General features: G+C 64.9%; 20 protein-coding genes. 8 read left to right on the top strand and 12 right to left on the bottom strand.

The window, feature by feature from the left end:
- The 7 genes from P9236_RS26450 to P9236_RS26480 are packed head-to-tail and all read right to left on the bottom strand — an operon-like array spanning position 1 to position 8,787.
- Positions 1-1,062, bottom strand: coding sequence for an FAD:protein FMN transferase (locus tag P9236_RS26450; protein WP_278077575.1), 1,062 nt, complete (start codon positions 1,060-1,062; stop codon positions 1-3).
- Positions 1,059-1,637: a nitrous oxide reductase accessory protein NosL gene (locus P9236_RS26455; RefSeq protein ID WP_278077576.1), complete on the bottom strand. Its 579-nt coding sequence runs from the start codon at positions 1,635-1,637 to the stop codon at positions 1,059-1,061. Before P9236_RS26455 ends, P9236_RS26450 begins: the two co-directional genes overlap by 4 nt.
- Positions 1,634-2,464 (bottom strand): ABC transporter permease, encoded by an 831-nt coding sequence (locus P9236_RS26460; RefSeq protein ID WP_278077577.1) that lies wholly within the window; start codon positions 2,462-2,464, stop codon positions 1,634-1,636. Before P9236_RS26460 ends, P9236_RS26455 begins: the two co-directional genes overlap by 4 nt.
- Positions 2,461-3,369, bottom strand: a complete 909-nt coding sequence (locus P9236_RS26465; RefSeq protein WP_278077578.1) for an ABC transporter ATP-binding protein — start codon at positions 3,367-3,369, stop codon at positions 2,461-2,463. Before P9236_RS26465 ends, P9236_RS26460 begins: the two co-directional genes overlap by 4 nt.
- Positions 3,366-4,640 (bottom strand): nitrous oxide reductase family maturation protein NosD, encoded by a 1,275-nt coding sequence (locus tag P9236_RS26470; RefSeq protein WP_278077579.1) that lies wholly within the window; start codon positions 4,638-4,640, stop codon positions 3,366-3,368. The genes P9236_RS26465 and P9236_RS26470 overlap by 4 nt, the downstream gene beginning before the upstream one ends.
- Positions 4,637-6,565 carry a TAT-dependent nitrous-oxide reductase gene (gene nosZ, locus P9236_RS26475; RefSeq protein WP_278077580.1) on the bottom strand — a complete coding sequence of 643 codons (1,929 nt, stop codon included), beginning with the start codon at positions 6,563-6,565 and terminating at the stop codon, positions 4,637-4,639. The genes P9236_RS26470 and nosZ overlap by 4 nt, the downstream gene beginning before the upstream one ends.
- Positions 6,562-8,787: a NosR/NirI family protein gene (locus P9236_RS26480; protein WP_278077581.1), complete on the bottom strand. Its 2,226-nt coding sequence runs from the start codon at positions 8,785-8,787 to the stop codon at positions 6,562-6,564. The genes nosZ and P9236_RS26480 overlap by 4 nt, the downstream gene beginning before the upstream one ends.
- Before the next feature lie 237 nt (positions 8,788-9,024).
- Here P9236_RS26480 and P9236_RS26485 point away from each other — a divergent pair, with 237 nt between their 5' ends.
- Positions 9,025-9,948 carry a ferritin family protein gene (locus tag P9236_RS26485; protein WP_278077582.1) on the top strand — a complete coding sequence of 308 codons (924 nt, stop codon included), beginning with the start codon at positions 9,025-9,027 and terminating at the stop codon, positions 9,946-9,948.
- A gap of 77 nt (positions 9,949-10,025) precedes the next feature.
- Here P9236_RS26485 and P9236_RS26490 read toward each other — a convergent pair whose 3' ends face one another.
- On the bottom strand, positions 10,026-10,451 hold the full coding sequence (locus P9236_RS26490) for a pseudoazurin (protein WP_278077583.1): 426 nt from the start codon (positions 10,449-10,451) through the stop codon (positions 10,026-10,028).
- A gap of 561 nt (positions 10,452-11,012) precedes the next feature.
- On the opposite strand from P9236_RS26490, the gene P9236_RS26495 reads away from it, so the two are divergent.
- Genes P9236_RS26495 through P9236_RS26505 form a run of 3 tightly spaced genes read left to right on the top strand, consistent with a single transcriptional unit; the run spans position 11,013 to position 16,151 of the window.
- Positions 11,013-15,023 (top strand): Pls/PosA family non-ribosomal peptide synthetase, encoded by a 4,011-nt coding sequence (locus tag P9236_RS26495; RefSeq protein WP_278077584.1) that lies wholly within the window; start codon positions 11,013-11,015, stop codon positions 15,021-15,023.
- On the top strand, positions 15,020-15,496 hold the full coding sequence (locus P9236_RS26500) for a GNAT family N-acetyltransferase (protein ID WP_278077585.1): 477 nt from the start codon (positions 15,020-15,022) through the stop codon (positions 15,494-15,496). The genes P9236_RS26495 and P9236_RS26500 overlap by 4 nt, the downstream gene beginning before the upstream one ends.
- 4 nt (positions 15,497-15,500) lie before the next feature.
- Positions 15,501-16,151, top strand: a complete 651-nt coding sequence (locus P9236_RS26505; RefSeq protein WP_278077586.1) for a 4'-phosphopantetheinyl transferase superfamily protein — start codon at positions 15,501-15,503, stop codon at positions 16,149-16,151.
- A gap of 124 nt (positions 16,152-16,275) precedes the next feature.
- On the opposite strand, the gene P9236_RS26510 is transcribed toward P9236_RS26505, so the two are convergent.
- Positions 16,276-17,181, bottom strand: coding sequence for a LysR substrate-binding domain-containing protein (locus P9236_RS26510; protein WP_278077587.1), 906 nt, complete (start codon positions 17,179-17,181; stop codon positions 16,276-16,278).
- 108 nt (positions 17,182-17,289) lie between these two features.
- On the opposite strand from P9236_RS26510, the gene P9236_RS26515 reads away from it, so the two are divergent.
- Entirely contained in the window at positions 17,290-18,678 is a 1,389-nt protein-coding gene (locus P9236_RS26515; protein ID WP_278077588.1) for an FAD-binding oxidoreductase, read from the top strand.
- Between the two features lie 252 nt (positions 18,679-18,930).
- Here P9236_RS26515 and P9236_RS26520 read toward each other — a convergent pair whose 3' ends face one another.
- A complete protein-coding gene (locus tag P9236_RS26520) occupies positions 18,931-19,644 on the bottom strand; it encodes a phosphatase PAP2 family protein (RefSeq protein ID WP_278077589.1) in 714 nt (237 codons plus the stop codon).
- Between the two features lie 128 nt (positions 19,645-19,772).
- Here P9236_RS26520 and P9236_RS26525 point away from each other — a divergent pair, with 128 nt between their 5' ends.
- Together P9236_RS26525 and P9236_RS26530 are read left to right on the top strand one after the other, a co-directional pair.
- Entirely contained in the window at positions 19,773-20,924 is a 1,152-nt protein-coding gene (locus tag P9236_RS26525) for a glycoside hydrolase family 172 protein (RefSeq protein ID WP_278077590.1), read from the top strand.
- A gap of 452 nt (positions 20,925-21,376) precedes the next feature.
- The gene (locus P9236_RS26530) at positions 21,377-21,601 is read left to right on the top strand and encodes a hypothetical protein (RefSeq protein WP_278077591.1); all 225 of its coding nucleotides are present in this window, start codon (positions 21,377-21,379) and stop codon (positions 21,599-21,601) included.
- A gap of 12 nt (positions 21,602-21,613) precedes the next feature.
- Here the strand turns inward: P9236_RS26530 and P9236_RS26535 are convergent, their stop codons facing one another.
- Positions 21,614-22,339 carry an SDR family oxidoreductase gene (locus tag P9236_RS26535; protein WP_278077592.1) on the bottom strand — a complete coding sequence of 242 codons (726 nt, stop codon included), beginning with the start codon at positions 22,337-22,339 and terminating at the stop codon, positions 21,614-21,616.
- A gap of 39 nt (positions 22,340-22,378) precedes the next feature.
- Positions 22,379-23,125 carry an SDR family oxidoreductase gene (locus P9236_RS26540; RefSeq protein WP_278077593.1) on the bottom strand — a complete coding sequence of 249 codons (747 nt, stop codon included), beginning with the start codon at positions 23,123-23,125 and terminating at the stop codon, positions 22,379-22,381.
- A gap of 126 nt (positions 23,126-23,251) precedes the next feature.
- Here P9236_RS26540 and P9236_RS26545 point away from each other — a divergent pair, with 126 nt between their 5' ends.
- The gene (locus P9236_RS26545) at positions 23,252-24,136 is read left to right on the top strand and encodes a LysR family transcriptional regulator (RefSeq protein WP_278077594.1); all 885 of its coding nucleotides are present in this window, start codon (positions 23,252-23,254) and stop codon (positions 24,134-24,136) included.
- Positions 24,137-24,209: the final 73 nt, after the last annotated feature.

The following is a 24,209-nucleotide window of genomic DNA, read 5'->3' on the forward strand; positions in this document are numbered from 1 at the left end:
TCAGACGCTGCGCTCTATCATCGATCCGTCCGTCAAGACGAAGCAGGTTCGCGTTGCCCCGAGCTCCTGGAGGGCGGAAACGGCACGGTCCACAGGCATGACGGAAAAGGCAGTCGAAAGCGCGTCGGCGCAGGTCGCGGTCGGCGCAACGACCGAGACGCTGAGATAGCGGCCCGCGCACAGACCCGTCGCGGGGTCGAAGATGTGATTGAATCTCCCCGCCGGACCGAATTCCGTGCCGTAGCCGCCCGAAGTGGAGACGGCCTGGTTGTCGAGGGCAAGCGTCGCGAGCAGGCGGTCCTCGGCACGCGGATCCTTTATCCCGACCGACCAGGCCCGGCCCGTCGGATGAACATCGAGCGCACGCGTCTCTCCCATATCGACCAAGGTGTGCGTGACCCCGCGAGCGCGCAGAAGCTCGGCGACGCGATCGGTGATGTAGCCTTGCGCGACGCCGTTCAGGGTGAGCGCCATGCCGGGTTGCGCGAACGCCACTTTTCCGATGTCGACGATCACGCGCTGGTAGCCGCATTTGGCCACGACGTCACCGATGTCTGCCGGCGACGGACCATTCGGATCGGCGCCAGCCGTGCTGAAATGCTTCGCATAAAGCGTCCAGAGCGGCTGCACCGTCGGGTCGAAGGCGCCGCCGGTTGCGCGGGCATAGCGCTCGCTCGTCGCCAAAAGCTCGACGAGTTCCTGTGGCGGATCGACCAGCTCACCGTCGCGGTTCAACCGGGAAAGCGCGGAGCTATCGTCGTAGAGGCTGAACACGCGCTCCAGTCGATGCACCTCGGCGAGCGCATCCGTGATCATGCGCTGGGCCTCGGTGGCATCGGGGTGGTATATCCGCAGCGAGGCATCGGCGCCGAGCGCGACACCGCGCCATTCATGAAACAGTGGTGACGCCCGACCCGGCCGCGGGAAGCCCGACCCGAGCGCCGCAAGGCTGAGGCCTGTCACAGCGCCGCTGATACGGATGAAGCGGCGTCGGGTCATCGGGCCAGCCGGCTCGCCGGCCGATTTCATTCCGTCGCGCGGGATCGTCGAAAGCTCCGTCATTGCTTCACCACGGCGTTGGGCAGTTCGGCTTCGCTGTCCGAAATTTCGGCGGCGGCATCGCTCTCATCGCTTTCCAGGATGTATTTCTCCGGGATCTCGTTGAAGCGCACGACGGTTCCGCCATGCGCGGCCGTGAACGACCGAGCGGCCTTTTCATCGGAGAAAGGCACGGCGTCCTTGCCGCCCATGCCGGCGTTGTAGTCGCTGCCGATAGCATACCAGGCGTCGTGCGCCTCGACCCAGGCTCCTGCCTCGGGGCGATTCCAATTCCTGGCCTTCGCCATGTCGTTGACGTAGATGGCGACGACGTCCTTCGGCTCTCCGGGCAGCATCGAGAAGGCGACGGCGTCGCGAACGGACGAGAACCAGACCGGCTCGGATTTGCCGGCACGAAAGGCCTGCCCCTTCGGGCCGCCATGTTCGAGCAGGCCCATCGAACAGAAATAGGCGACCGAAGTGGCCGTCGGCTCCTGCGGCGGCGGCTTGGACTGGCCGGCGATCTCCTGATTGCAGCCGGCAAGCAGGACCGAGAGGACAGCGGCGGCCAGTGCGCCGAGAATCGTTGCGCGCATCATGGCTCCTTCCTTGAAAAGACGAAGGCGGCAAGCGCCAGGGGAACCGCCACCCATGCCGCCAGCGCCGTCAGCAGCACGGCGCGACCGAACTGCATCTGCTCGGCAAGGCCGGCCATCCCGGCGAACAGGCTGGTCTTCGACAACCCGGCAAGATTGAGGAGCCGGAAGATGTCCGCGGGATCGAAGAGGAGCAGCCAGTTGAAGGCGGCGGTGCTGATCGTCCTGCCCTGATCCGCAACCAGCAGGCCGAGCAGCGCCATATCGTAAAGAATGACCAGAGCCAGCCAGATGCCGATGGCAAGGCCTGCCGCGGTCGCACGCTCGCGCACGGTCGCGCTGATCAAGTATCCGAGCGCAACGAAGACCGCGCCGAGCAGAACAGACGAGCCGATCATCCGCGCGAAACTGCCGAGGCTGTCGGCATCGAATTCGCCGGCCGCAAACGCGAGCGCCGCTCCAGCTGCACCGTAGCCGAGCACGGTCGCCACCGTCAGGATCGAGAGATGCCCGAGGAACTTGCCGAAGAGGATCTGCCAGCGCGAGAGCGGATAGGAGAGCAGAAGAAGCAGCGTGCCGCGATCGCGTTCTCCCACGATTGCGTCGTGGGACAGGAGGAGCGCGATCAGCGGAACCAGGAAAATCGTCAGGCTCGACAGGCTGACGACCGTGACTTCGAGCGGACTTGCGCCGACCACGCCCGTCGGGGCGCTGCCGAGAAACGCAAGCGTCAACGCCAGGCCGGCCATCAGCAGGACGGCGCCAAGGGCCCAGCGGTTGCGCAGGCCGTCGCGTATCTCGCGGCCGGCAATCGTTGCTATGGCGTTCATTCCGCGGCCTCCCGTGTAAGCTCGTCGCATAGATCGACCAATGTCGGCGGCATCACTTCGATGTCGGAGACGCCTTGCAGCAGCGAGACGCTGCGGATCGCCTCGATCTTGCCGTCGTCGGCGCAGGCGAGCTCGAAGCGCAGATCGTCGAGCCACTGCACGCTGCGCCGGGCGGTGAATTCCCGAGCCGCTTTCCCGTCGACGACGTGCACCCGTATCCGAAGCGGCAGGTCGGCCAGGCGGCGGAGTTCGGGAAGCGCGCCGCATGCGACCATGCGGCCGGCCTTCATGATGGCGATGCGGTCGGCCTGCTCGATGTCGCTAAGCGCATGCGAGGAAAGCAGCAGCGTCGCGCCGGCGTCGCGCAACTGCGCCATGACGTCGTAGAACATCTGGCGCGATTCGATGTCGAGGCCGGTTGTCGGCTCGTCAAGGAAGAGGACGCGCGGCTCGCCCAGCAGCGCCTGCGCCAATCCGAGGCGCTGACGCATGCCCTTCGAATAGGTGCCGACGCGGCGGGCGGCGGCGGCGGCGAGCCCGACGCGTTCCAGGAGCTGGTCGGTGACGCCGAGCGGCACTTGCTTGAGACGCGCGTAGAAACGCAGCACTTCGCGTCCGGTCATGGCTGGGGAGAAGGCTACGTTCTCGGGCAGGAAGCCGATCCTGTGCCGGAATGCCATGGCCTGGCGCCCCGCCGGGTTCTCGCCGAGCAGCGCGATGCGTCCCGCGGTCGGCGCAAGCAGGCCGAGCGCCATCTTCACCAGCGTGCTCTTGCCGGCTCCGTTGTGACCGACGATGGCAACGCACTCGCCGGGCGCAACCGACAGGTCCACGTCGCGCACGACGTAATTATCCCCGTATCGCTTCGACACGCCTTGCATGAAGATCGTCGGCGACATGGTCATGGCTTCACCTCCAGCGCAGGCGGTATGGGCGCCATCAGCGGCGCGCTGTCGATGACGCCGCCGGGATGGAGCGCGGGGAATTCCGCTTGAGCCCAGCGTATGACCTGCACGGCCGGGCTGTTGATGAGGAGCTTGGCCGTCGGATAAGTCCACACGACCTTGTCGAAGATGTCGTTCGGGCGGTAGGCGGTGTCGGCGATGCCGTCGCCGTTCAGGTCGAACGCCGGATTGTCGCTCCAGTAATTGCCGCGCCCGTCCGCCGACCAGTCGAGCGACCGCGTGCCCACATAAACGACCTGCGAGCGGTTATGGACGAAGGCGTTGCCGGTCATCCGGTTGCGCTCAGAGCCCGCGGTGAAATGGATGCCGACGGCGCAATCCTCGAACCAGTTGTCGGCGAACAGGTTCTTGTTGGCGTTATAGATGAAGACGCACTGGTCGCTCCGCCGCACGACGTTGTCTTGGATGTCCGCATCGTTGGCGTAGTTGAGCAGAAGGCCATGATCGCCATCGTCCTCCGACAGGTTGCGGCGGATCACCAGGCGGCTCGAATACATGATGACGTAGCCGTCATGGTTGCCGCGCGAGACGTTGTCGGCGACTTCGCTGTCGTTCGTGTACATGTAGTGGATGGCGAAGCGGACGTTCTCGATACGGTTGCCGCGGAAGACGTTGTTGCGGCTGGCATTGGTGAAGATGCCGTCACGCCCGCCCGTGATATGATTGCCGATTACCTGCGCGCCCGGCGCGTTCCAGACATAGACGCCGTTGCCGCGCTCGTTGGTCCTGAGATCGGTCCGTCCGACGATGCGGTTGTTCCGCACGAGCGCGTTGGCGGCGCCGTGAACATAGACGCCGACCAGGCTGTTCTCGATCCGGCTGTCCTCAACGATTGCGCCCGCCGCGCTGTCTTCGAGGAAGACCGCCGCGTCCATGGGATCGTCGATGCCCGAATTGCGTATCGTGAGACCGCGCATGACGACGTTCGGGGCAACCACCTCGACGATGCGGCCTTGGCCCTGCCCGTCGAGTACGGCACCGGGCTCAGCCTCGATGGTGAGAGCGTGGTCGATCCGGATCGGGCCCTGGTGCAAGCCGGCGCCGAGCCTCAGCGTATCGCCGGATTGCGACGCGGCGACCGCCTGCCGAAGGCCGTCACCCCCCGCGGGGACGGCGAGGGTTTCCGCCCGCCCCGTCCCTGGGAGGAGGAGGGCGCAGGCGGCGACGAGGGCCGCCGCAACTGCGCTCCCGCTATGCCGTTTCCGGATCATGCCGGCTGCGGCTCCACGATCATGCGCCCGGCCATTTCCATGTGCAGGGCATGGCAGAACCACTGGCAATAGTACCAGTGGACGCCGGGGCGGTCCGCGATGAAGGTCACGGACGAGGTTGCCTGCGGCCCGATCTCCATCACCACGCCGTGGCGCACCATGGTGAAGCCGTGGGTCAGGTCCTCGACGTCGTCCATGTTGGTCACGGTGACGGTGACCTCGTCACCCTGCTTCACCGTGAACTTGTCGAGGCTGAAGGCCGGCGCGACCGAGTGCATGTAGACGCGCACCTTGTTGCCGTCGCGGATGACGTCGGCGGCTTCCTCGAGCTTGACGCCGTCCTTCGCCGCCTGCTGCCGCGCTTCTTCCCACATCGGGTCGTCCCGCTTCCACACGATCGCCGGCCTGACCTTCGAGCGATGCACCAGGCAGATGTCGTGCGGCTCCGCGAAGCTCGGCCCGTCATGGACCAGGCGCATCTCGTCGCCCGAGATATCGATCAGCTGGTCGTTCTCCGGATGCAGCGGTCCGACCGGCAAGAAGCGGTCCTTGGAGAACTTGTTGAGCGACATCAGCCACTTGCCGTCCGCCTCCTTGGTCTCGCCCATGGAGGTATGGTTATGGCCCGGCTGATAGTGAACGTCGAGCTTCTGGATGATCGGATCAACCTTGGCGCCGCCATAAGCCTGGATCGCCTTGTCGATGTTCCACTTGACGACCTGGCTGTCGAGGAACAGCGTGGTGTACGCGTTGCCCTTGCCGTCGAATGCCGTGTGGAGCGGTCCGAGACCCAGCTCAGGCTCGGCAACGACGACGTCGCGCGGCTTGATCTTGTCGTCGAACAGGTCGTCGAAGCGGCGAACGTCGAGAAGCGTGACGGTCGGCGAGAGCTTGCCGGCGATCGCGAGATGGATGCCGTCGGGCGCCGTGTTGCAGCCGTGGGGATTGTTGCCGGCCGGAACGTAGCGCGTGTAGCGCGAACCGTGCCGCCCGTCGACCACCGGCACGCCGTTGATCTCTTTGAAGTCGCCTTTCTTGACCGCATCCTCGATGCGCTTGAGGTTGAAGATCACCACCCAGTCGCGGTCCGCGGACGTCATGTCGGCGAGCGTCACGCCCCGCTCGGAGTTGTAGCAGGTCGAGAACGCGTACTTTCCCTGGTAGTCGGCGTCGGTGTTGTCGAGATTGCCGTCGACCAGCACCTGCCAGGCGATCTTCATGGTGTCGCCGTCGATCGCCGTGAAGACCGACCAGTACTGCTTGGGATCGTCGAGGACCTTGCCGTCGTTCGGGATCGGGATGATGTGCTCGCTGTTGGCGAACACGTAACCGGTCCGCGGATATTTCTGCAGGCGCAGCCCGTGAATGTCCGATGCGTTCGGAATCTCGATGATCTTGTCGCACTTCATCACGTCGCAGCGGATGCGGGCGACGCGGCAATTGGCCTTGTCGTTGACGAACAGGTAGCGCCCGTCATAGGTGCCGTCGGTGAAGGACATATGCGGGTGATGGAGGTCGCCGTTGGGGTAGACGCCGCCGCGCTTGGCAAGGAACGCCTGCGTGGTCGGCATCAGCCCTTCCGTCATGATCTTGCGGCTCTCGTTGGTGATCCCCCAGCCGGTGGCGCTGCAGCGGTTGAAGACCGGAATGCGCGTGATCTCACGCATGGAAGGCAGTCCGATGACGCGCACCTCGCCCGACTGGCCGCTCGAGCTGAAGCCGTAATATTCGTCGAGATCGCCCGGCCGGATCTCGCTGGTCGCCTCCTTGGCATGGGCGGGCCTGGTGAACCCGGCAACGCCAACGGCTCCGCCGCCGGCCGCGCTGGCGAGGCCCGCCAAGATGGCTGCCTTGCCGCTTCCGGTCAGAAGCTTGCGGCGGCTTACTCCGGTTTCAGTTTCCCCCGACCTATCATCATCTCTCATTGGTCGTCTCCTTCTAGTGACGCGGCCTGGCCGGCCGCAGGCTTCCGTTCCACGGATGGTTCGCGACCGTTGACGGTCAGCAGGACCCTCGGCTTGCGCTTGGGCTCAGGCACCATCGACGGCGACTGCAGGGCCAGGAACTTCTCGCGCTTGATGCGCTTCTGGATCACCACCGGACAGCGCTGGTCGTCGTGGTAGAGCACCTGGCAATTGAGGCATTGGATGCATTCGTTGGGATTGATCATCCCTTCCGGATGGATCGCCTGGACGGGACAATCATTGGAGCAGCGCTGGCAGGGCGAGCCGCATTCCTTGTAACGCTTCAGCCAGTCGAACATGCGCATACGGGCAGGGACGGCCAGGGCGCCGCCGAGCGGGCAAAGGTAGCGGCAGTAGAAGCGCTCGATGAAAAGGCCGGGCGCCAGGCAGCCGACGGCGAACAGCACGAACCACCACTCGCGCGCGAAATGGAGGATGATCGCGGTCTTGAAGGGCTCCACCTCGGCCGCTTCCTCGGCAAGGCCGAGCGAGCCGAAGGAAAGGCCGAAAAGCGCGAGGAAGATGATGTATTTGAACGGCCACAGACGCTGGTTGAGCCAGAACGGCACGCGGACCTGCGGAATGTGCGCCCAGCGCGCCAGCCGGTTCGTCCACTCCTGCAATGCGCCGAACGGGCAGAGCCAGCCGCAATAGGCGCCGCGCCCCCAGAACAGCAGAGCGGCCGCGACCGCCGACCACAGGATGAAGATCAGCGGGTCGCGCAGGAAATAATCCCACCGGAAGTCGCCGCGCAGCGAGTTGAAGAAGGTGAGGATATTCACGACCGACAGCTGCGCGTGCTCGTACCAGCCCAGCCACAGAAGCGTGAAGGCGAGATAGCCGAGCCGGATGCGCTCATAGGCGCGCGGCCATTTCACCAGGAAATCCTGGAAGAAGAAGATGCCGGTGAGCACGCCGATTGCGACGAGCATGATGGCGATGTCGAACATCCGCGCCTGCCACATCCGCTGCCAGAGCGGCGGCTCGTGGTCCGCTGCCGCCACCGGTTGCACGGCGGCCAACGCCGGCGCGACCGCCGCCAGCGGTGAAACCGCCGCGGTCGCAACAGGCGCGGTCAGGAACTTGTCGGGGGTCGAGTAGTCGAGCCCCGTCGTGACGAATGCCTTGTCGAGCGCACCGGTGGCCCGCTGTACGAGGAGCTGGAACCGCCATGGCGCACCAGGATCGAGATTCGAGCCGTCGGGCGTGACGAAGACGCCGATTTCGGGAAAGTCCGGCGCGCCCTCGGCGGCCACCGCGCCGAGCCGGCGATAGTTGCGATCGCGGAAGCGTATGCTGCCCTCGCTCTGGATCAGCTCGATGCGATCGAAGATGCCGCCGCGCACATAGCCGGAGCCGCGAAAGGAATACGGCCCGTCGCCGGCGACGAGGATCGCCTGCTGGCCGGGCTTCAGATCCTGGCGAAGGCGATCATATTCGGCATCGCCGAGCAGCGATCGGCCGACCGTCGGCACGCTCGCCAGCGCAACGTAGAGGTCGACGAAGGAAGCGTCAGGGTCGCCTTGCTGCGGGCGGGCGATCGCCGCGGCATTGCCCGTCCGCTGAAACAGCTCATCGAGCTCCTTGTTGGTGATCGCAAGCCTGCGGACCGATCCGTCGCCGAGCAGGGCTTGCCAGGTTTCGACGGCGCTTCTGGTCTGATCGATCGTGCGGTGGGCCGGCTGAGAGGCGACATTCACGGCACCCGTGCCCAGACCGCGCGACCGCGCGATCTTGACCGCCGACTGCGTCATGCTGTCGGCGATGACCATCATCGTGACCGTCGCGCCGCTGACGATGTCGACCGGCATGCGGCTCTCCTCGCCCGCATCGAGCACACGCCGGCCGATGAAACCGTCGATATAATGCTCGATCTTGGCCTGAGGGATGCCGACCAGAACGATCGGTTCGTGGTGCTCGACGAGCTTTGCGCCGGTGATCTTGCCGTCGAGGTCGATGCCGACAACGATGTTGATCGGCTTGCCGGAATAGCCGGTCGAATCGACAACGTCGTTCGTCAGGAAGGCGTAGCCGACGGGCTGACCGCCCTTGAGCAGCTTCGCCGCCGGTGGATTGCGCTCGACCTCGCCGAAGCTGTCGGCCGCGGGATCGATGTCGGATGCCTTGATCCCGCTCAGGAATTCGCCGAGCCGCCCTGACGCATTGGCTTCAGCCTGCGGCAACAGGAGGACAAACAGGAGAAAGAAAGAAGCCAGGACACCCAGGCCCGCCGATCTCCATCCGAATTCGAAATCTGGTTTCATTTCCGCGGCCGGCTGTCTGCACCAAAAGCCCGATCGCCTGTTGATCGAACGCGCGCTACCCTTAGACGATCGCGCCAGCCGCTCTTTGATTTTGGACAAACTCAAATGGCATCGGTCGATGTCATATTGGCGCGCATTCCTCCAGGAGGCGCTGCCATGAAGCGGCTGAGTGAAGAACCCAATGTGCAGTTGCGCGATGTTCCGCAGCTTCTCGGCCTGGCGACGGCCATGGAGGAAAGCGCGGCACGGCGCTACCAACGGCTCGCGGTCCGCATGGAAAAGCTGAACGAGCGTGAGGTTGCCGGAACGTTCAGCGCGCTTGTCGAGGAACAGCGCGACCATGTCGAAGAAATCGCCCGCCGCTCCGGCCAGTCGACGGGCGCGCCACCGCCGGCATTGACCGATCCGCGCGGGCTGCCTTCCGAAATCTCTCGATCATGGGACGAAGCGGAGGCCAGCGCGCTGCTCACCCCTTACCGGGCCCTCGGCATTGCGGTGGACAATGAAATGCTGGCTTTCGCCTTCTACTCCTATATCGCCGCGCAAAGCAGCGATGCGACGGTCCGGGCGACGGCCGAGTGGCTCGCCGGAAAGGCGCTCGATCACGCGGCGTTGCTGCGCGAGGAACGGCGTCGCGCTTATCGGCGCGAAGGCGCCGGGCGCGCCCGCGACGGGAGGCCAATGCTGGATGCCTCGTCGCTGCCGGAATTCGTGCGACAGAGCCGACGGCTGGAGTCGCGTGCCGCGGTCTTCCATCGAAGGGTCGCTTCGCGGCTTGCCGCGCTGGGTGAGGCTGCTGCCTCGAAAACGATCATCGAGGTTGCCGAGCGGGAGCGAGCGGCCGGGCTTGAAGCCACTGACGGAACTGTCGAAGCAGCGAGGGCGGAGCTTGCGCAAGCTGCCAATCCCCTGCCGCTTCTGCGCGCCGCGCTCGCCGAGGCCGAACGGCTGCACCAGGCCTATCTCGATCTCGCCGACCGCACGCGCGACGAACAGGTGCTGGCCGCAGCCCAACGGGCGGCGGATCGAACCCTGCAGAGCCTCGCGGCCATCGCAGCGCGGCTGCAGGCGTTCGGCTGATGCGGCGGGCGTCAGCATCGCAGCAGTTCAGCGTTCGGTGGAATCGCTGAACTGCTCTAACTGTCAGTCTTTACGCACTATTGGCCAATCTGTTTGAACAGCTCCTCGAAAGCCTTCTTGGCCTTGCCGGGCTGATTGACCGCTTCGGCGGCCTTCAGGTTGCTGCCCGGATCGCCGACCACGACGAGGGCGACCATGCCCATGCCGTAGTGGGGATTGCACTTGATGCCATAGACACCGGGCTTGGTGAACGTGACGGTCAGGTCCTTGTTCATCTCCCCTTTGAACGGCTGCACACCGTCCGGCAGCATGCCGGCGATCGACTCGACGTCATGACCCTTGTCCTTGGCAACAAAATGAACCGTGTCGCCGGGCGCTATCTTGAGGAACGATGGTTCGAGCTGAAACATGCCGTGCTTGCCCATGTTCAACATGGAAACCTCCGATTCGGCGGCGCCTGCGGCGCCGGCCCACGTCAGAACGGCGGCGGTGACGAGCGGCACAAGTCTGGTCGAGCGCATTTCTTCCAATTCCCTGCTTGGTGTGAATGACGGATCTTGCGTGTGGCCGGCTGTCTACCGGCTGCATCCGTCCCGAACTTTGCGCCAGATCAAATACGTTCCAGAAAGATGCGCTTGGCGGCATCGACGGCGAACCGCAGGTCAAGCCAGGTGGCGGTCGCGCCGCCGTCCCGCCACCCAAAAACCTTGAAGCGCCGCATCCGCGATTTCCGCTACGCACCCTATTGCCTCAACGACGCTGATCTCCGCGTCATCGGCGATTGATCGCCGCACGGGACACGACCTCATCAAATGATCGTGAAGCCGCATGATCGTCACGGATCGGCCATCAGAGCAGCAGCATAGGCCTTGCGAAGTCGTCCCGGCTTCCGGTCCGATACGCTGCGCTGAGCAGCTCAGATCGGCCGTAAGACGGGGCAACTGGCCCGACATCACCAGCCTATTGTTTTTCTCCATAGTGCGAGCGAACGCGCTCGCGGGGTTCCAATGTCTATTCATGAAGCAATAAAGCCCGCCAAGAAAAGCTCTCGCCATGCCAAAGCAATGGCGGGATCGCCCACGCGCGATCAGATCCTTATCGGCCCCGATTTCATCCAGAAAGGCGAACCGCATGAGCGGCTCGACCGCTTCTTCGGCGACCTGGCGAGCCGCTTCGACGCGGCGCCGGCGGTCATTTCCGGCGGCCGACCGTGGTCATACCGCGAGTTGAACAGCCGCGCCAACCAGTTCGCGCATCTCTTGATCGAGCGTGGCGTGAAGCCGGGCGACCGGGTCGGCCTTTTGCTGGACCGCTCCGCCGAAACCTACATCGCCATACTTGCCGTGATGAAGGCCGGGGCGGCCTTCGTCCCGCTCGCCACCGCCTTCCCCGAAGATCGCATGGTGATGATCATCGAGGACGCCACCGTCACGATGGTGATCAGCGTCTCCGGTTATGCCGCGCGCGTGGCACGCCTGCCGGTTCCGCATATCTCGATCGACTCTGCGGAGTCCGAGATCGCTCTCAAGCCCGAGACAGCGCCCCTGCCGGAGGGCTGCCAGGACCAGACCTGCTACATCCTCTACACGTCCGGCACCACGGGCAAGCCGAAGGGCGTGGTCATCACGCATCAGAGCTTCTGCAACTTCATCCGCGTCGCCGCCGCGTCCTACGGCTACCAGCCCGGCGACCGCGTCTACCAGGGCATGACCATCGCCTTCGACTTCTCCTCGGAGGAGATCTGGGTGCCCTTCGCCGCGGGCGCGACGGTCGTGCCGGCGCCCGGCCAGCAACCCCTCGTGGGAGAGGAACTGGCCGGTTTCCTGCGCGAGCATCACATCACCTGCATGGCCTGCAGCCCGACGCTCTTGTCGTCGATCGAGAGCGACGCGCCGAACCTGCGCGCGATCCTTGTCGGCGGCGAGGCCTGCTCGCACAAGCTTGTCGAGCGCTGGGCGAAGCCCGGACGTCAGATCCTGAACACCTATGGCCCGACCGAGGCGACTGTCACCGCCACCATGGCCTTGCTGACCCCGGACGAGCCGGTGACGATCGGCAAGCCGCTGCCCACCTATTCGATTGCCATTCTCGACCCGGAAAAGCCGCAGGTGCTGACCGGCGACCAGCTTGGCGAGATCTGCATCGGCGGCATGGGCGTGGCGGTCGGCTATCTCAACCGAGCGGAACTCACCGAACAGCGATTCATCAAGGATTTCATTGGCCTGCCGAACAATCCCGGCGGCCGCATCTACCGGACGGGCGATCTCGGCCGCATCAACGACAAGGGCGAGATCGAATATCACGGCCGCATCGACACGCAGGTGAAGATCCGCGGCTACCGTATCGAGCTGGGCGAGATCGAGGCCGTGCTCTTGGAACAGCCCGGCATCGCGCAGGCGGCGGTCACGACCTGGGAGATCGAGCCCGAGCGCACGGAACTGGTTGGCTACTATGCCCCCAAGAGCGGCGGCGGTGTGGATCGCACCCTGCTCGTGCACGAACTCAAGCGGCGGCTCCCCGACTATATGGTTCCGGCCTATCTGGAGCAGTTGCCCGCGATCCCGATGACCGTTTCCAACAAGGTCGACCTGAGGAAATTGCCCAAGCCGACCAGCGCGCGCGTCGCGGCCGGCCACGCGATGATCGACCCGCGCAACGAAGACGAGAAGTTCCTCGTCGAAACGCTGCAGGACGTGCTGAAATTCGACGACGTCTCCATCGAGGACCACTTCTTCGACGACCTCGGCGCGAACTCGCTGCTGATGGCCAGGTTCTGCGCGCGAATCCGCTCCCGCAAGGCCTGGTCGACGACCTCGATGCGCGACATCTACCTGCACCCCACGGTCGCGAAGCTCGCCGAGTACCTGCGCGCGCCGCAGACGGCCGCCGTTGCCGCGAGCGAGCCGATGCTGACGCATCGGGCTTCCAACCTCGCCTATTGGGGCACAGGGTTCGGGCAACTGCTGTTCTACGCGCTCTACAGCTATGTCTCGCTCTGGGCGATCAATGACGGGCTCAACTGGGTCTATGACGCGCTGGACGACCCGCTGCTGCTCTACCTGCGCTGCGTGCTTCTGTCCGCCAGCGTGTTTTTCGGGCTGAGCGGCTTTGCCATCATTGCCAAATGGCTGCTGGTCGGCCGCTGGAAGGCAGAGACCTTCCCGATCTGGGGGTGGCGCTATTATCGCTTCTGGGTCGTCAAGACGCTGGTCCGCAGCGCTCCGGTGGTGCTGTTCCGCGGCAGCCCGCTCTACAGCCTCTACCTGCGCCTGCTTGGCGCGCGGCTCGGCAACCGCACGGTCATCGAATGCCGCTCCGTTCCCGTCTGCACCGACTTGATCAGGATCGGCGACAACTCGATCCTGCGCAAGGATTCGATGATCCTGGGCTTTCGCGCCCAGGCAGGCTACATCCATACCGGTCCGCTCGACATCGGCCACAACGCTTTCGTCGGCGTCGGCTCGACCCTGGACATCGACACCCGCATCGGCGACGGCGCCCAGCTCGGCCACGCTTCCTCGCTGCATCGCGGTCAGGCGATCCCCGCCGGCGAGCGCTGGCACGGATCGCCGGCAATCCCGACCGAGGCGGACTATTGCACGGTTCCCAACGTGCCGCTGTCGAGGCTGCGCAGGATAATCTACGAGACGATCCAGCTCTTCATCCTCTTCGCCATCGTCACGCCGTTCCCGCTCCTGTTCCACACCTACTGGGAAAATCTCGGCGACGATTATCAGGAGACCATCGGCGTCGTGGCGATCGGCACCACGGTGACGGTGGCGGGCTTCGTCATCGGCGGAGTGCTGCTGGCGGCAATCGTGCCGCGGCTGTTCAATCTCATGCTGAAGCCCGGCAGAGACTATTCGCTCTACGGCTTCCACTACTGGCTGCAATCGATGCTGGAGCTGGTCAGCAATGTGCGCCTGCTGAACGTCCTGTTCGGCGACAGCTCGGCCATCGTCTACTATCTGCGCGCCATCGGCTGGCGGCTGAACAAGGTGGACCAGACCGGCTCGAATTTCGGCACCAACCAGCGGCACGAGAATCCGCAGCTCAGCGAAATCGGCTCGGAGACGATGGTGTCCGACGGCCTGTTCATGGTCAACATGCAGAAGTCGGCCAACTCCTTCCGCCTCGAGCACACGCGGGTCGGCGAGCGCAACTTCTTCGGCAACAACATCATCTATTCACCGAATTCCCGCACCGGCGACAATTGCCTGCTCGGAACCAAGGTGCACGTCCCGGTGGACGGTCCTGTACGCGAGAATGTCGGGCTGCTGGGATCGCCGCCCTTCGAGATCCCGCGCATGGTCAATCGCGACAAGGAGCTTCTCGAATTGATCTCCGACGAGGAGCGCCGCCGCCGCCTGCCGCTGAAGAACCTGCACAATCTGGTCACCGCGCTGCTGTTCTTGGCCGCGCAATGGCTGATCCTGTTCCTGACGCTCGCCATCTGGGACCGTGCGCTCAACTACTATACCGAGTGGGAGCAGACGGCACTGTTCGTAGCGGTGGTGCTGACGGCGGCGATCGGTATCCCGTTCTACATCTTCCTCGAACGCGTCAGCCTCGGCTTCCGCCGGCTGAAGCCCAGGATGGCCACGATCTACGATCCCGTCTTCTGGCGGCACGAACGTCATTGGAAACTCTCCGATTCGCCGATCATGGGCCTGTTCACCGGCACCCCGTTCAGGCCGCTCATCCTGCGCATGCTGGGCGTGAAGGTCGGGCGCCGCGTCTATGACGGGGGAAGCATCATCACCGAGCGGTCGCTGGTGGAGATCGGCGACGACGCGACGCTCAACGAGGGCTGCGTCATCCAGGCGCATTCGCTCGAGGAAGGCGCATTCAAGTCCGACTACATCCGCATCGGCAACGGTTGCACGCTCGCCCCGTCCGCCTTCATCCACTACGCGGTGGTGATGGGCGAGGGTTCCGTGGCGGATCTCGACTGCTTCGTCATGAAGGGCGAAGTGATAGAGCCGAACACCGTGTGGCGCGGCAACCCAGCGAAGCTCTACGGCGTGGTGACGCCGATCGATGCGCGCGCGATCAAGATCGGGCAGGAACAGTGACTGGTTCCGCTGAAGCGCCGACGTGCGACCGCCCGGTTGTCCTGCGGCCTGTCGGCGAGGATAATCGAGCGGCGATCCTGGCGCTCGAGCTGACGCCGGAGCAGCAAGGCTTTGTCGCCTCCAATGCCGACTCGCTGGAAGAGGCCCGGGAGGATGACGAGGCCATAGCCCGCGCCGTCGTCACGGCTGGGCGCGTCGTCGGGTTCCTGATGTACAGCGCCCCAGACGAGGATGACGAGGCGGTCATCTACCGTCTCATGATCGACCGCCGCGAACAGGGCAGGGGCCTTGGACGGGCCGCGGTTGCCGCGGCGCTGGAGGAGATCGCGCATCCCGGCCACATACGACGCGTTTCGATCTGCTATGAGCCAAGAAACGAGGCGGCGCGCCGCCTTTATGCAAGCTTCGGTTTCGTCGAGCAGGGGCTAGACGAGGACGACGAGATGATCGCCATGCTCGAATTGAGGCCATAGCGGGTTGGACATCGGGTCGCAGAATGCACCTTCCAGGCTGGAGAGCGCCGTCGCCGAGGCGCTCAACGGCCTTGCCCTGCCCGGGCTGCTCGCCGGCTGCCGCCGCATTCGCGACGGCGACGCACAGTTTCTTCTGCCGGCGGAGAGCGCTTCCATCGCCAAACGCGAACACAAGGCGCGTGCCGCCAGTGGGGCGGGCCGTCGGGTGGCGCATGAATTGCTGCAGCGTCTGGGGTATACGGATCTCACCGTAACGAGAGGCCGCATGGGAGATCCGGTTTGGCCACCGGATATCGTCGGTTCCATCGCGCATGACGACGAATTGGCCGTGGCGGTCGTCGCGCGAACGGATGCGATGAGAAGCGTCGGCGTGGACATCGAGCCCGCCTTGCCATTGCCGCCCGACCTCCTGCCCATCGTGATCACGCCGCAAGACCGCTTGGGCGACCTCGATCCCCTCCTAGCAGGCCGCGTTCTGTTTGCGGCCAAGGAGGCGATCTACAAGGCATCGTTTCCGCTCGACGGTCGGGTACTGGGTTTCGAGGAGATCGCCGTTGATCTCGAAACCGGCGAAGCAGCCACGCCATCGGGCCGCAGGTTTATGGTGGGCTTCACCGTCACCCCGAAAATCCTGGCGCTGGCTTATACGGCGTAAGAGACTGTTTCGAAATTCGCTCTGGCGAGTCATGAAATTCGCTCTGGCGAGTCACGTCATATGGTGGTGATTTCACGGGCTACCAGCCCGCCAAAGCGCGATGCCGGTGGCGGCTTCGACAGTCTCATAAGACGGTTCTCATCCACGCCAGGAAGGACTCCATCGCCGCCGATCGCGGACTGTGGTGCATCCACACGACATAGAAGCTGTAGCCGGGCAGGGACAGCGGATGCGCCTTGACGAGCGAACCGTTTTCCAGTTCGCGGCCAACCACAACGTCACTTAGGATCGCAATGCCTTGCCCGGCGACGACCGCATCGATCGCATGCAGCTCCTCGCGGAAGCTCAAGTCCCAGGCTTTGTCCGGGATCAGGGCCGGATCGACCGTGCGGGCCGTCGCCAGCCATCGGCGCCAGGTGGGAGCGTCCGGATCCCGGTTCATCCAGTCGAAATGGATCAACGGATAACGCAACAGATCGGCGGCACGCTCGATCGCTCGCCCGTCGCTTGCAAGCAATCGCGGACTGCAGATGGGAAAGAAGGAATCGCGGCACAGCTCCTGCGCGGCAAAGTCCAAAGGCGGGCGACGCGCGTAGCGGATCGCCACATCCGCGGCGCCGGCGCGCAGATCGAGCAGCGCGTCCGTCCCGATGATCTCCAGCGGCACGGCCGGGTTGGCCTCCCGCCATCTCGGCAACCGGGGCACCAGCCACCGGCTCGCGAACGCGTTCGGGCTTGTCACCCGCAATGGCGCCTGAAAATCCGGCTCGGCCACGGCGGCAAGGGAGCCGGCGAGAAGATCAAAGCCGTTGCGCAGGATCGGGAACAGGCGCGCTCCCGCGCCCGTCAGCACGAGCGGGCGCGGGCGGCGCTGGAACAGCTTGCAACCGCATATCTCTTCCAGCAAACGGATCTGGTGGCTGATCGCCGTCGGCATCACGCCGAGCTCGACCGCCGCGGCCTTGAAGCTGCCGTGCCGGGCGGCAGCCTCGAAGGCGTGCAAAGCACGCAGCGGCGGGAAATTCCTCATGCCGGCAGTGTAGATGAATTCCGCTCATCCAGTAGCTAAGAATTTCGCTTTTGCAGATGGTTGAGCCCTGTGAGACCGTGCTTCCCGTCGGAATCGAGGGCGACTGCGATGGAGATTGCGCGACAGGCCGATGCGTTATCGGGTCGATCCCATTCCTCGACGATCGAGCAGCTGCGGCAAGGCGTGCGGGGCGAAGTGGTGTTGCCGACAGATGCGGCCTACGACCGGGCGCGAGCGGTCTGGAACGGGGCGATCGACAAACGCCCTGCCGCAATTGTCTTTTGCGTCGATCCCGATGATGTCATCCGCGCCGTGACCTATGCCAGGTCACAAGGCTCGCTCGTGGCGGTTCGCAGCGGCGGCCATAACGTCGCCGGTCTGTCCGTCTGCGACGATGGGATGGTGATCGACCTGTCCCGCATGAAGAAGATCGTCGTCGATCCCGAGCGCCGCGTCGCCAGGGCGGAAGCCGGTTTGACCCTCGGCGAGTTCGACGCGGCCACACAAGCCCACGGTCTTGCAACGACCATGGGCGTCAACGGCGACACCGGTATTGCCGGCCTGACGCTCGGCGGAGGCTTCGGCAAGCTCGGGCGAAAGCACGGCCTGAGCTGCGATAATCTGATCGCCGCTGAAATCGTCACGGCCGACGGGCGGCGGCTGCGGACCAGCGCCGGCGAGCATCCCGACCTGTTCTGGGCCTTGCGCGGCGGCGGCGGCAATTTCGGCATCGTGACGGCGTTCGAATACCGGCTGCACCCGGTCGGCCCGGACCTTCTCGTGGGCTCGGTGCTTCACGCCTACGACCATGCGCGCGAGGCCATGCGGTTTTACGACAAATTCTCCCGTGACGCCCCGGGCGAGGTGAGCGTCGACGCAGCGCTCGTCACGTTGCCGTCGGGCGACCGTGCCTTCAGCATCTCGGCTTGCTATGTTGGATTGCCCGAGGCGGGCGGGCCCGTCATCGCACCGCTGATGAAATTCGGATCCCCCATAGAAAGCCGCCTTCAAGCCATTCCCTATCTCCAGATTCAATCGGCGGGCGACAGTCTCTTTCCACGCGGACGACGCTATTACTGGAAAGCGCAATTCCTGCGCGAGATCGGCGATGGTTTGATCGACGCGCTGCTCGACAGCTACGCGAAGGCTCCCAATCGCTCGTCGCTGCTCGTTTTCCAGCAGGTCGGCGGAGCGATCGCTCGCGTGCCCGCGTCGCACTCGCCCTACGCCAATCGCGATGCGGCCCTGGACTGCTTCCCGATCGCCATCTGGGACGATCCGGCCGATGACGAGGCAAATATCCGCTGGGCGCGCGAGCTGTGGAATGCGGTCAGGCCATTCTCAACCGGCGGTGTCTATGCCAACAATCTTGGTGATGAGGGTGAGGCGCGCGTGCGTGACGCCTACGGCGGAAATTATGCGCGCCTCGCCGCCATCAAGAAGCAATACGACCCGACCAATTTCTTCCGACTGAACCAGAATATCAGGCCTGGATAATCCGCAACCCCGGGGGGAACCGTGCGCAGTCGCTGGACGATCCTTGCTGTTCTCTTCGTCGCCCGCACCGCAATGGCGGTGCAATTTCAGGGCAAGCAGAGAACTCTGCCTGGGCCGTTCCTCCCACGCTGATGCACGTCCGATGCGCACGCTGCGCACCGGCGCGGCGGACATCCATGATCCGCATCTGCTCGGGAAAGTTTGCAAAGACAGGCGGCGTCCAACGACGGAGCAGGATACCGCCTTCGCTGCCTACATACTCAGCCCCAGTGCCTTCCGGAGCTCCGTTTTCGCCGGCTCGAACTCCTTCTGGAAATCCGGATTCTGCATCAACGCCTGAGCCATGAGCGCACCGGCCGCGTGCCCGGCGCCGAGGTCGCTGCGATAGTGCACGCCGACGATCAGTCGGCTCAGGGCGTAGTCGTTCGCACGCTGCATCAACTCTTCCTTCCTTTCCGGAAGCATCTTGGACAGAACGATGGCGATCGCGGTGCTGTTCGTCGAATGGCCGGACGGATACGCCCCTGACTTCGACAACTTGATCAGAGGCTTGATCTCCTCATCGACCAAGGGCGGGCGCGGGCGGGCAAAGCCTTTCTTGGCACTTTCCGTGACGACTTCTTCGGTATCGAGAATGCGCTGCACGAGCGCTGTCGTCAGCGGAACCGCAGCTGCGTCGACCTTGATGCTCGTGCCGGCCAGGAACGGCTGCAATCCCTCTTCATTGTCGGCGATTGCCTGCTGCTTCCGGCTCTCGCTCGTGGAAGCCATGAGTTGCTTGACCTCGACCAGCTCGGCCTTGGTCTCGGCCGAATCCCTGGTGGGTGGCGGCACAAGCAGGTCGAGCAGATTTACCGTCTCAGGCCCGAAATAGGGGTGCCCCTCTTCTGCGAATGTCGGCTGCGAAAGGGCAAGCGCTGCGAACGCAACTGCCCCCATGAGCGTCCTGCGAGTGATGGCGGTCATTTGTCCCTCAAATCTTGTGGAGAGCACAAGAGGTAAAGGGGCCGCATGAATCTAATGTGACGCCGCGACACGTGCCGAACCCGTCGGCGGCCCCAAGTAAGTGGGAGGAGATACATAGGAGCGATCCAATGACCCAAGCCGGACTTTCACCGCTGCGCGGCCTCGCCAAGCTGCGCGATGCCAGCACGCGACGCTTCTCCAGCTACGACCGCACCGGCGGCAACGACGACCGCCTGCACATCGAGCCGGGCGAAACCGTGACAATCGCCGAACATGAAGGCGCCGGCATCGTCACCCATATCTGGGCGACGCTGGCCTGCAACAGCGAAAGCTTTCTGCGCAAGATCGTGCTGCGTGCCTACTGGGACGGCGAGGAGGAGCCCAGCGTCGAGACGCCCATCGGCGACTTCTTCGGCATCGGCCACGCCCGCACGAAGAACTTCGCCAGCCTTCCCGTGCAGGCAAGCCCCGAGGACGGCAAGGGCTTCAACTGCTATTTCCCGATGCCCTTCGCGAGCGGCATGAAGATGACGGTCGAGAACGAGGCCGAGCACGAGCTGGTGCTCTATTACTATGTCGACCTCGAGCTGCATGACGGGCTGGAGGACGATCTCGGCCGCTTCCACGCGCAGTACCGCCAGGCGCGGCCCGAGGGCATGGCGGAGACCGGCCTCACCAACGAGCAGTTCCTCTTCGGCGGCGAGAACACGGACGGCAAGGACAATTATACGATCCTAGAGGCCGAGGGCCGCGGCCACTATATCGGCGTGCTGTTCAGCGTGAGCTCGCGCCGGCGCTCCGCGCAGTGGGACTGGTATGGCGAGGGCGACGACATGATCTTCATCGACGGCGAGCCCGGCCTCTCGGTGCCGGTCCGCAAGCCTCTCGGCCAGGAGGTGGCGTTCATCGAGCCGCGCGGCGAGAGCGCGCCGGGCGCCAACGACGCCTGGCCGCCGACACTGCACGGCACCGGCACGGAGGATTATTTCAACACCGCCTGGTGCCCCACCCAGGATTATTCGGCGCCCTATCACGGCGTCATCGCGGCGGGAGGGGCCAACTGGAGCGAGCCGGTCACGCTCTATCGCTGGCACATCGAGGACCCGGTGATCTTCCGCCGACGCATCCGCGTCAGCATCGAGCACGGCCACGCCAACCGGCGCTCGGACGACATCTCGTCGGTCGCCTTCTGGTACCAGGCCGAGCCGCACAGGCCGTTCGCGCCGCTGCCGGCGGTCGCCGCGCGCATCCCCGGTTTCGGCCGCGACGCGGAGGCTTAGAGCGTTTCACCGTTTTACGGAAACGCCGAACCGCTCTAACTCTTTGTTTTTACGCAATTCCGGGCGGAAAACCGCTCACACTTTTCCTGGAATTGCTCTAGGACGCAACCATCGTGTCCCATGCGCAAGCGGGGCGGAGTTCGTGGCATCGAAGAAGGGCCGGCCCTTCTACGCCGCACTCGCCGGTATGTGTTGATAAGCATCCTGACATGAATGTGCGAACCTTCGTGCTACGGTGCGGGTGGTTTCTGGCACACCCAGTCTTGCCTGCCATGAAGTGAAGAGGAGAGTTCACCACGTCCAGGATCAGCCGCCGCGCTCTGCTCCTTCATTCCAGCAGCGCTGTTGTCACTTCCACGGTTGCGGCAGCCGCGCTCGCCACGGAGCCACCGCGCCAAGAAACATCCCGCGAACTGCGTGCGCTGATCGAGGCGCACACGACGGCATATGCGGTGTTTGGCAAGGCCGTCCATGAACCGGGTGGAAGCAGCCGCAACTGTGACAAAGCCAGCCGAGCAGAGGAAAAGGCTCTGCTGGCCGTCTGCGCCTACCCGGCGGTCAGGGAAGGCGATCGCTTGGCCAAGGCCCGATATCTGTTGGAGGTCGAGGCGCGCGGCGAACTCGACCTGCCGGAGCACATGCAGGCTATTCTTCGCTCGACAATGTGGAAGGCATGAGACCGACTGCCTCTATCTCTGTGCGACAGGACGGACGGTGATCTCGTTGACGCCGACCTCCCGCGGCTGCTCGATCGCATAGAGCACCGCCCGCCCGATCGCCTCCGGTTCGATGGCGTTGCGGCGGTACTCCACCATCGCCCGGGCGGCTAACTCGTCGGTGATAGTGTCTGCGAGCTCGGAGCGCGTCACGCCGGGATAGATGCAGGTGGCGCGGATCGTCTCGTTTTCCTTGCGCAAACCGTCGGTGATGGCCCGTACCGCGAACTTGGTGGCGCTGTAGACGGCCGAGGTCGGCACGACCTCGAAGCTGCCGACAGAGCCGATATTGACGACGTGGCCGCTCCCCTGCGCCTGCATCACCGGCAGGACGGCCGCGATGCCGTGAAGGACGCCGCGGATGTTGACGTCGATCATCCGATCCCATTCCTCGACCTTCAGCGCGGCGAGAGGCGACAGCGGCATCACCCCGGCGTTGTTGACGAGAACGTCGATCCGGCCGAACCGGTGCCGCGCCTCGGCGACGAGGGCTTCCATGCTGGCGCGCTCGGTGACGTCGAGGGCGCGGGCGGCGGCTTGGCCGCCCTTCGCCTCGATCTCCTCGACGAGCGCGGCGAGCCGATCGGTCCGCCGCGCGCCCGGCATGAGGGTGGCGCCGGCGGCGGCGAGGACACGCGCGGTGGCTTCCCCGATGCCGCTGGAAGCGCCGGTGATGAGAACGACCCGGTCGATGGTCATGGCAATCTCCGTATTGTATTGGTTGCGACGGCCGGGCGCTCACTGCGCCGTGTAGCCGCCGTCGACGAAGAGCTGCGCCCCGGTGATGAAGCTCGAGGCGGGGGAAGCGAGGAAGGCGATCGCCTCGGCCACCTCCTCCGGGCGGCCGATGCGCCCGATCGGGTGTGCGTCGCCGAAGCTGCGCAGCATCTCCCGTCCGTTCTCGACCACGCCTTCCATGATGTCGGTGTCGATGACGCCGGGCAGGACCACGTTGCAGCGGATGCCGCGGCGGCCGTATTCGACCGCGACGATGCGGGCGAGCTGCGCCGAGGCCGCCTTGGAAGAGGCATAGGCCGCTTGCGTCGGGAACGCCGTCGTCGCCGAGAGCGAGGCGTTGATGACGACGGCGCCGCCCTCCTCCATCAGCGGCACGGCCGCCCGGATCGTGACGAAGGCGCCGCGGGCGTTGATCTGGAAGATGCGGTCGTATTCCTCGACCGAGGTTTCGGTCAGCGGCTTGTTGAGGGTTCGTCCGGCATTGCTGACGACGATGTCGAGCCGGCCGAAGCGCTCGCGGGCGAGCTCGACCGAACGCCGGGCAAGGCTCTCGTCCGAGACGTCGCCCACCAGCGTGGCGACGTCGTTGGCTTCGAGCGCTTGGACCTCGTCGGAGAGATCGGAGGCGACGATCCGGGCGCCGCGGGCGCGCAGCAGGTCGAGCGTGGCGCGTCCGATGCCGCGACGCGCGCCGGTCACGAGCGCCACCTTGCCGGTCAGGTCATAGGTATTGGGCAGATTGGTCATTGCTGTCTCCGTGGTGCAGGCGGAGCGCACCCCGTGCGCCCCGCAATCGATGCCCGGGAGATAGCAATCGCTCGCTGTCGATTTAACTTGCCGCGAACTGGACCTTATGGTTAGGAGCACTAACCAATGCAGATCGATCTCAACCTCCTCACGTTGTTCGCCGCAGTGGCGGAGACGGGCAATTTCCGCGCTGCGGCCGACCGGCTTGGAGTGACGCGCTCGGCGATAAGCCAAGGCGTGCGGCGCCTGGAGACCGCGCTCGGCCAGGCGCTGTTCCTGCGCACCACCCGCAGCGTGCGCCTGACCGAGGCCGGCGAGCGCTTCCTGGCCCAGGTCTCGGCGCCACTGGCCGAGATCGCGAACGCCCTCGAAGTGGCGTCCGGCTCTGCGGAGGAGCCCCGCGGCCTCCTGCGGATCGCTGCCACCTCGATCGCCGAGAGGTTCCTGTCCGGACCGCTGATCGCCTCCTTCAGCGAGGCGCATCCCGGCGTCACCCTCGACGTGACGGTGACCGATCTGGAATTCGACATCATCGCGGCCGGCTTCGACGCCGGCGTGCGCCTCGGCGAGGTCATCGAGCGCGACATGATCGCGGTGCCGCTGACGGGCGACCAGCGCCAGGTCGCGGTGGCGACGCCGGACTATCTCGCGCGCCACGGCACGCCCGAGCATCCGCGCGACCTCGTCCGCCACCGCTGTATCGGCTGGCGGCCGCAGACGCACAGCGCACCCTATCGCTGGGAATTCGAGAAGGACGGCCGCGCCTTCGACGTCTCGGTCGAACCGCAGATCACCACCAACGACATGCTCCTGATGATCCGCACCGCGCTCGCCGGCGGGGGCATTACCTTCGGCATGGAAGAAACCTTCCGGCCTCATCTCGAGCGCGGCGAGCTCGTATCGATCCTCTCCGACTGGTTGCCGCCCTTCGCCGGCTTCTTCCTGTACTTCCCCAGTCGCCACACCGTGACGCCGAAGCTGAGGGCGCTCATCGACCATGTGCGACACTAGAGCGGGATGATTTTAGGTTGAACAGTATCCTGCGTTTTCGAAGTAGTTGTTGCATTCGGTTGCGGTGAGGCCA

This window comes from Mesorhizobium sp. WSM4884 (genome assembly GCF_029625675.1).
GTDB lineage: Bacteria > Pseudomonadota > Alphaproteobacteria > Rhizobiales > Rhizobiaceae > Mesorhizobium.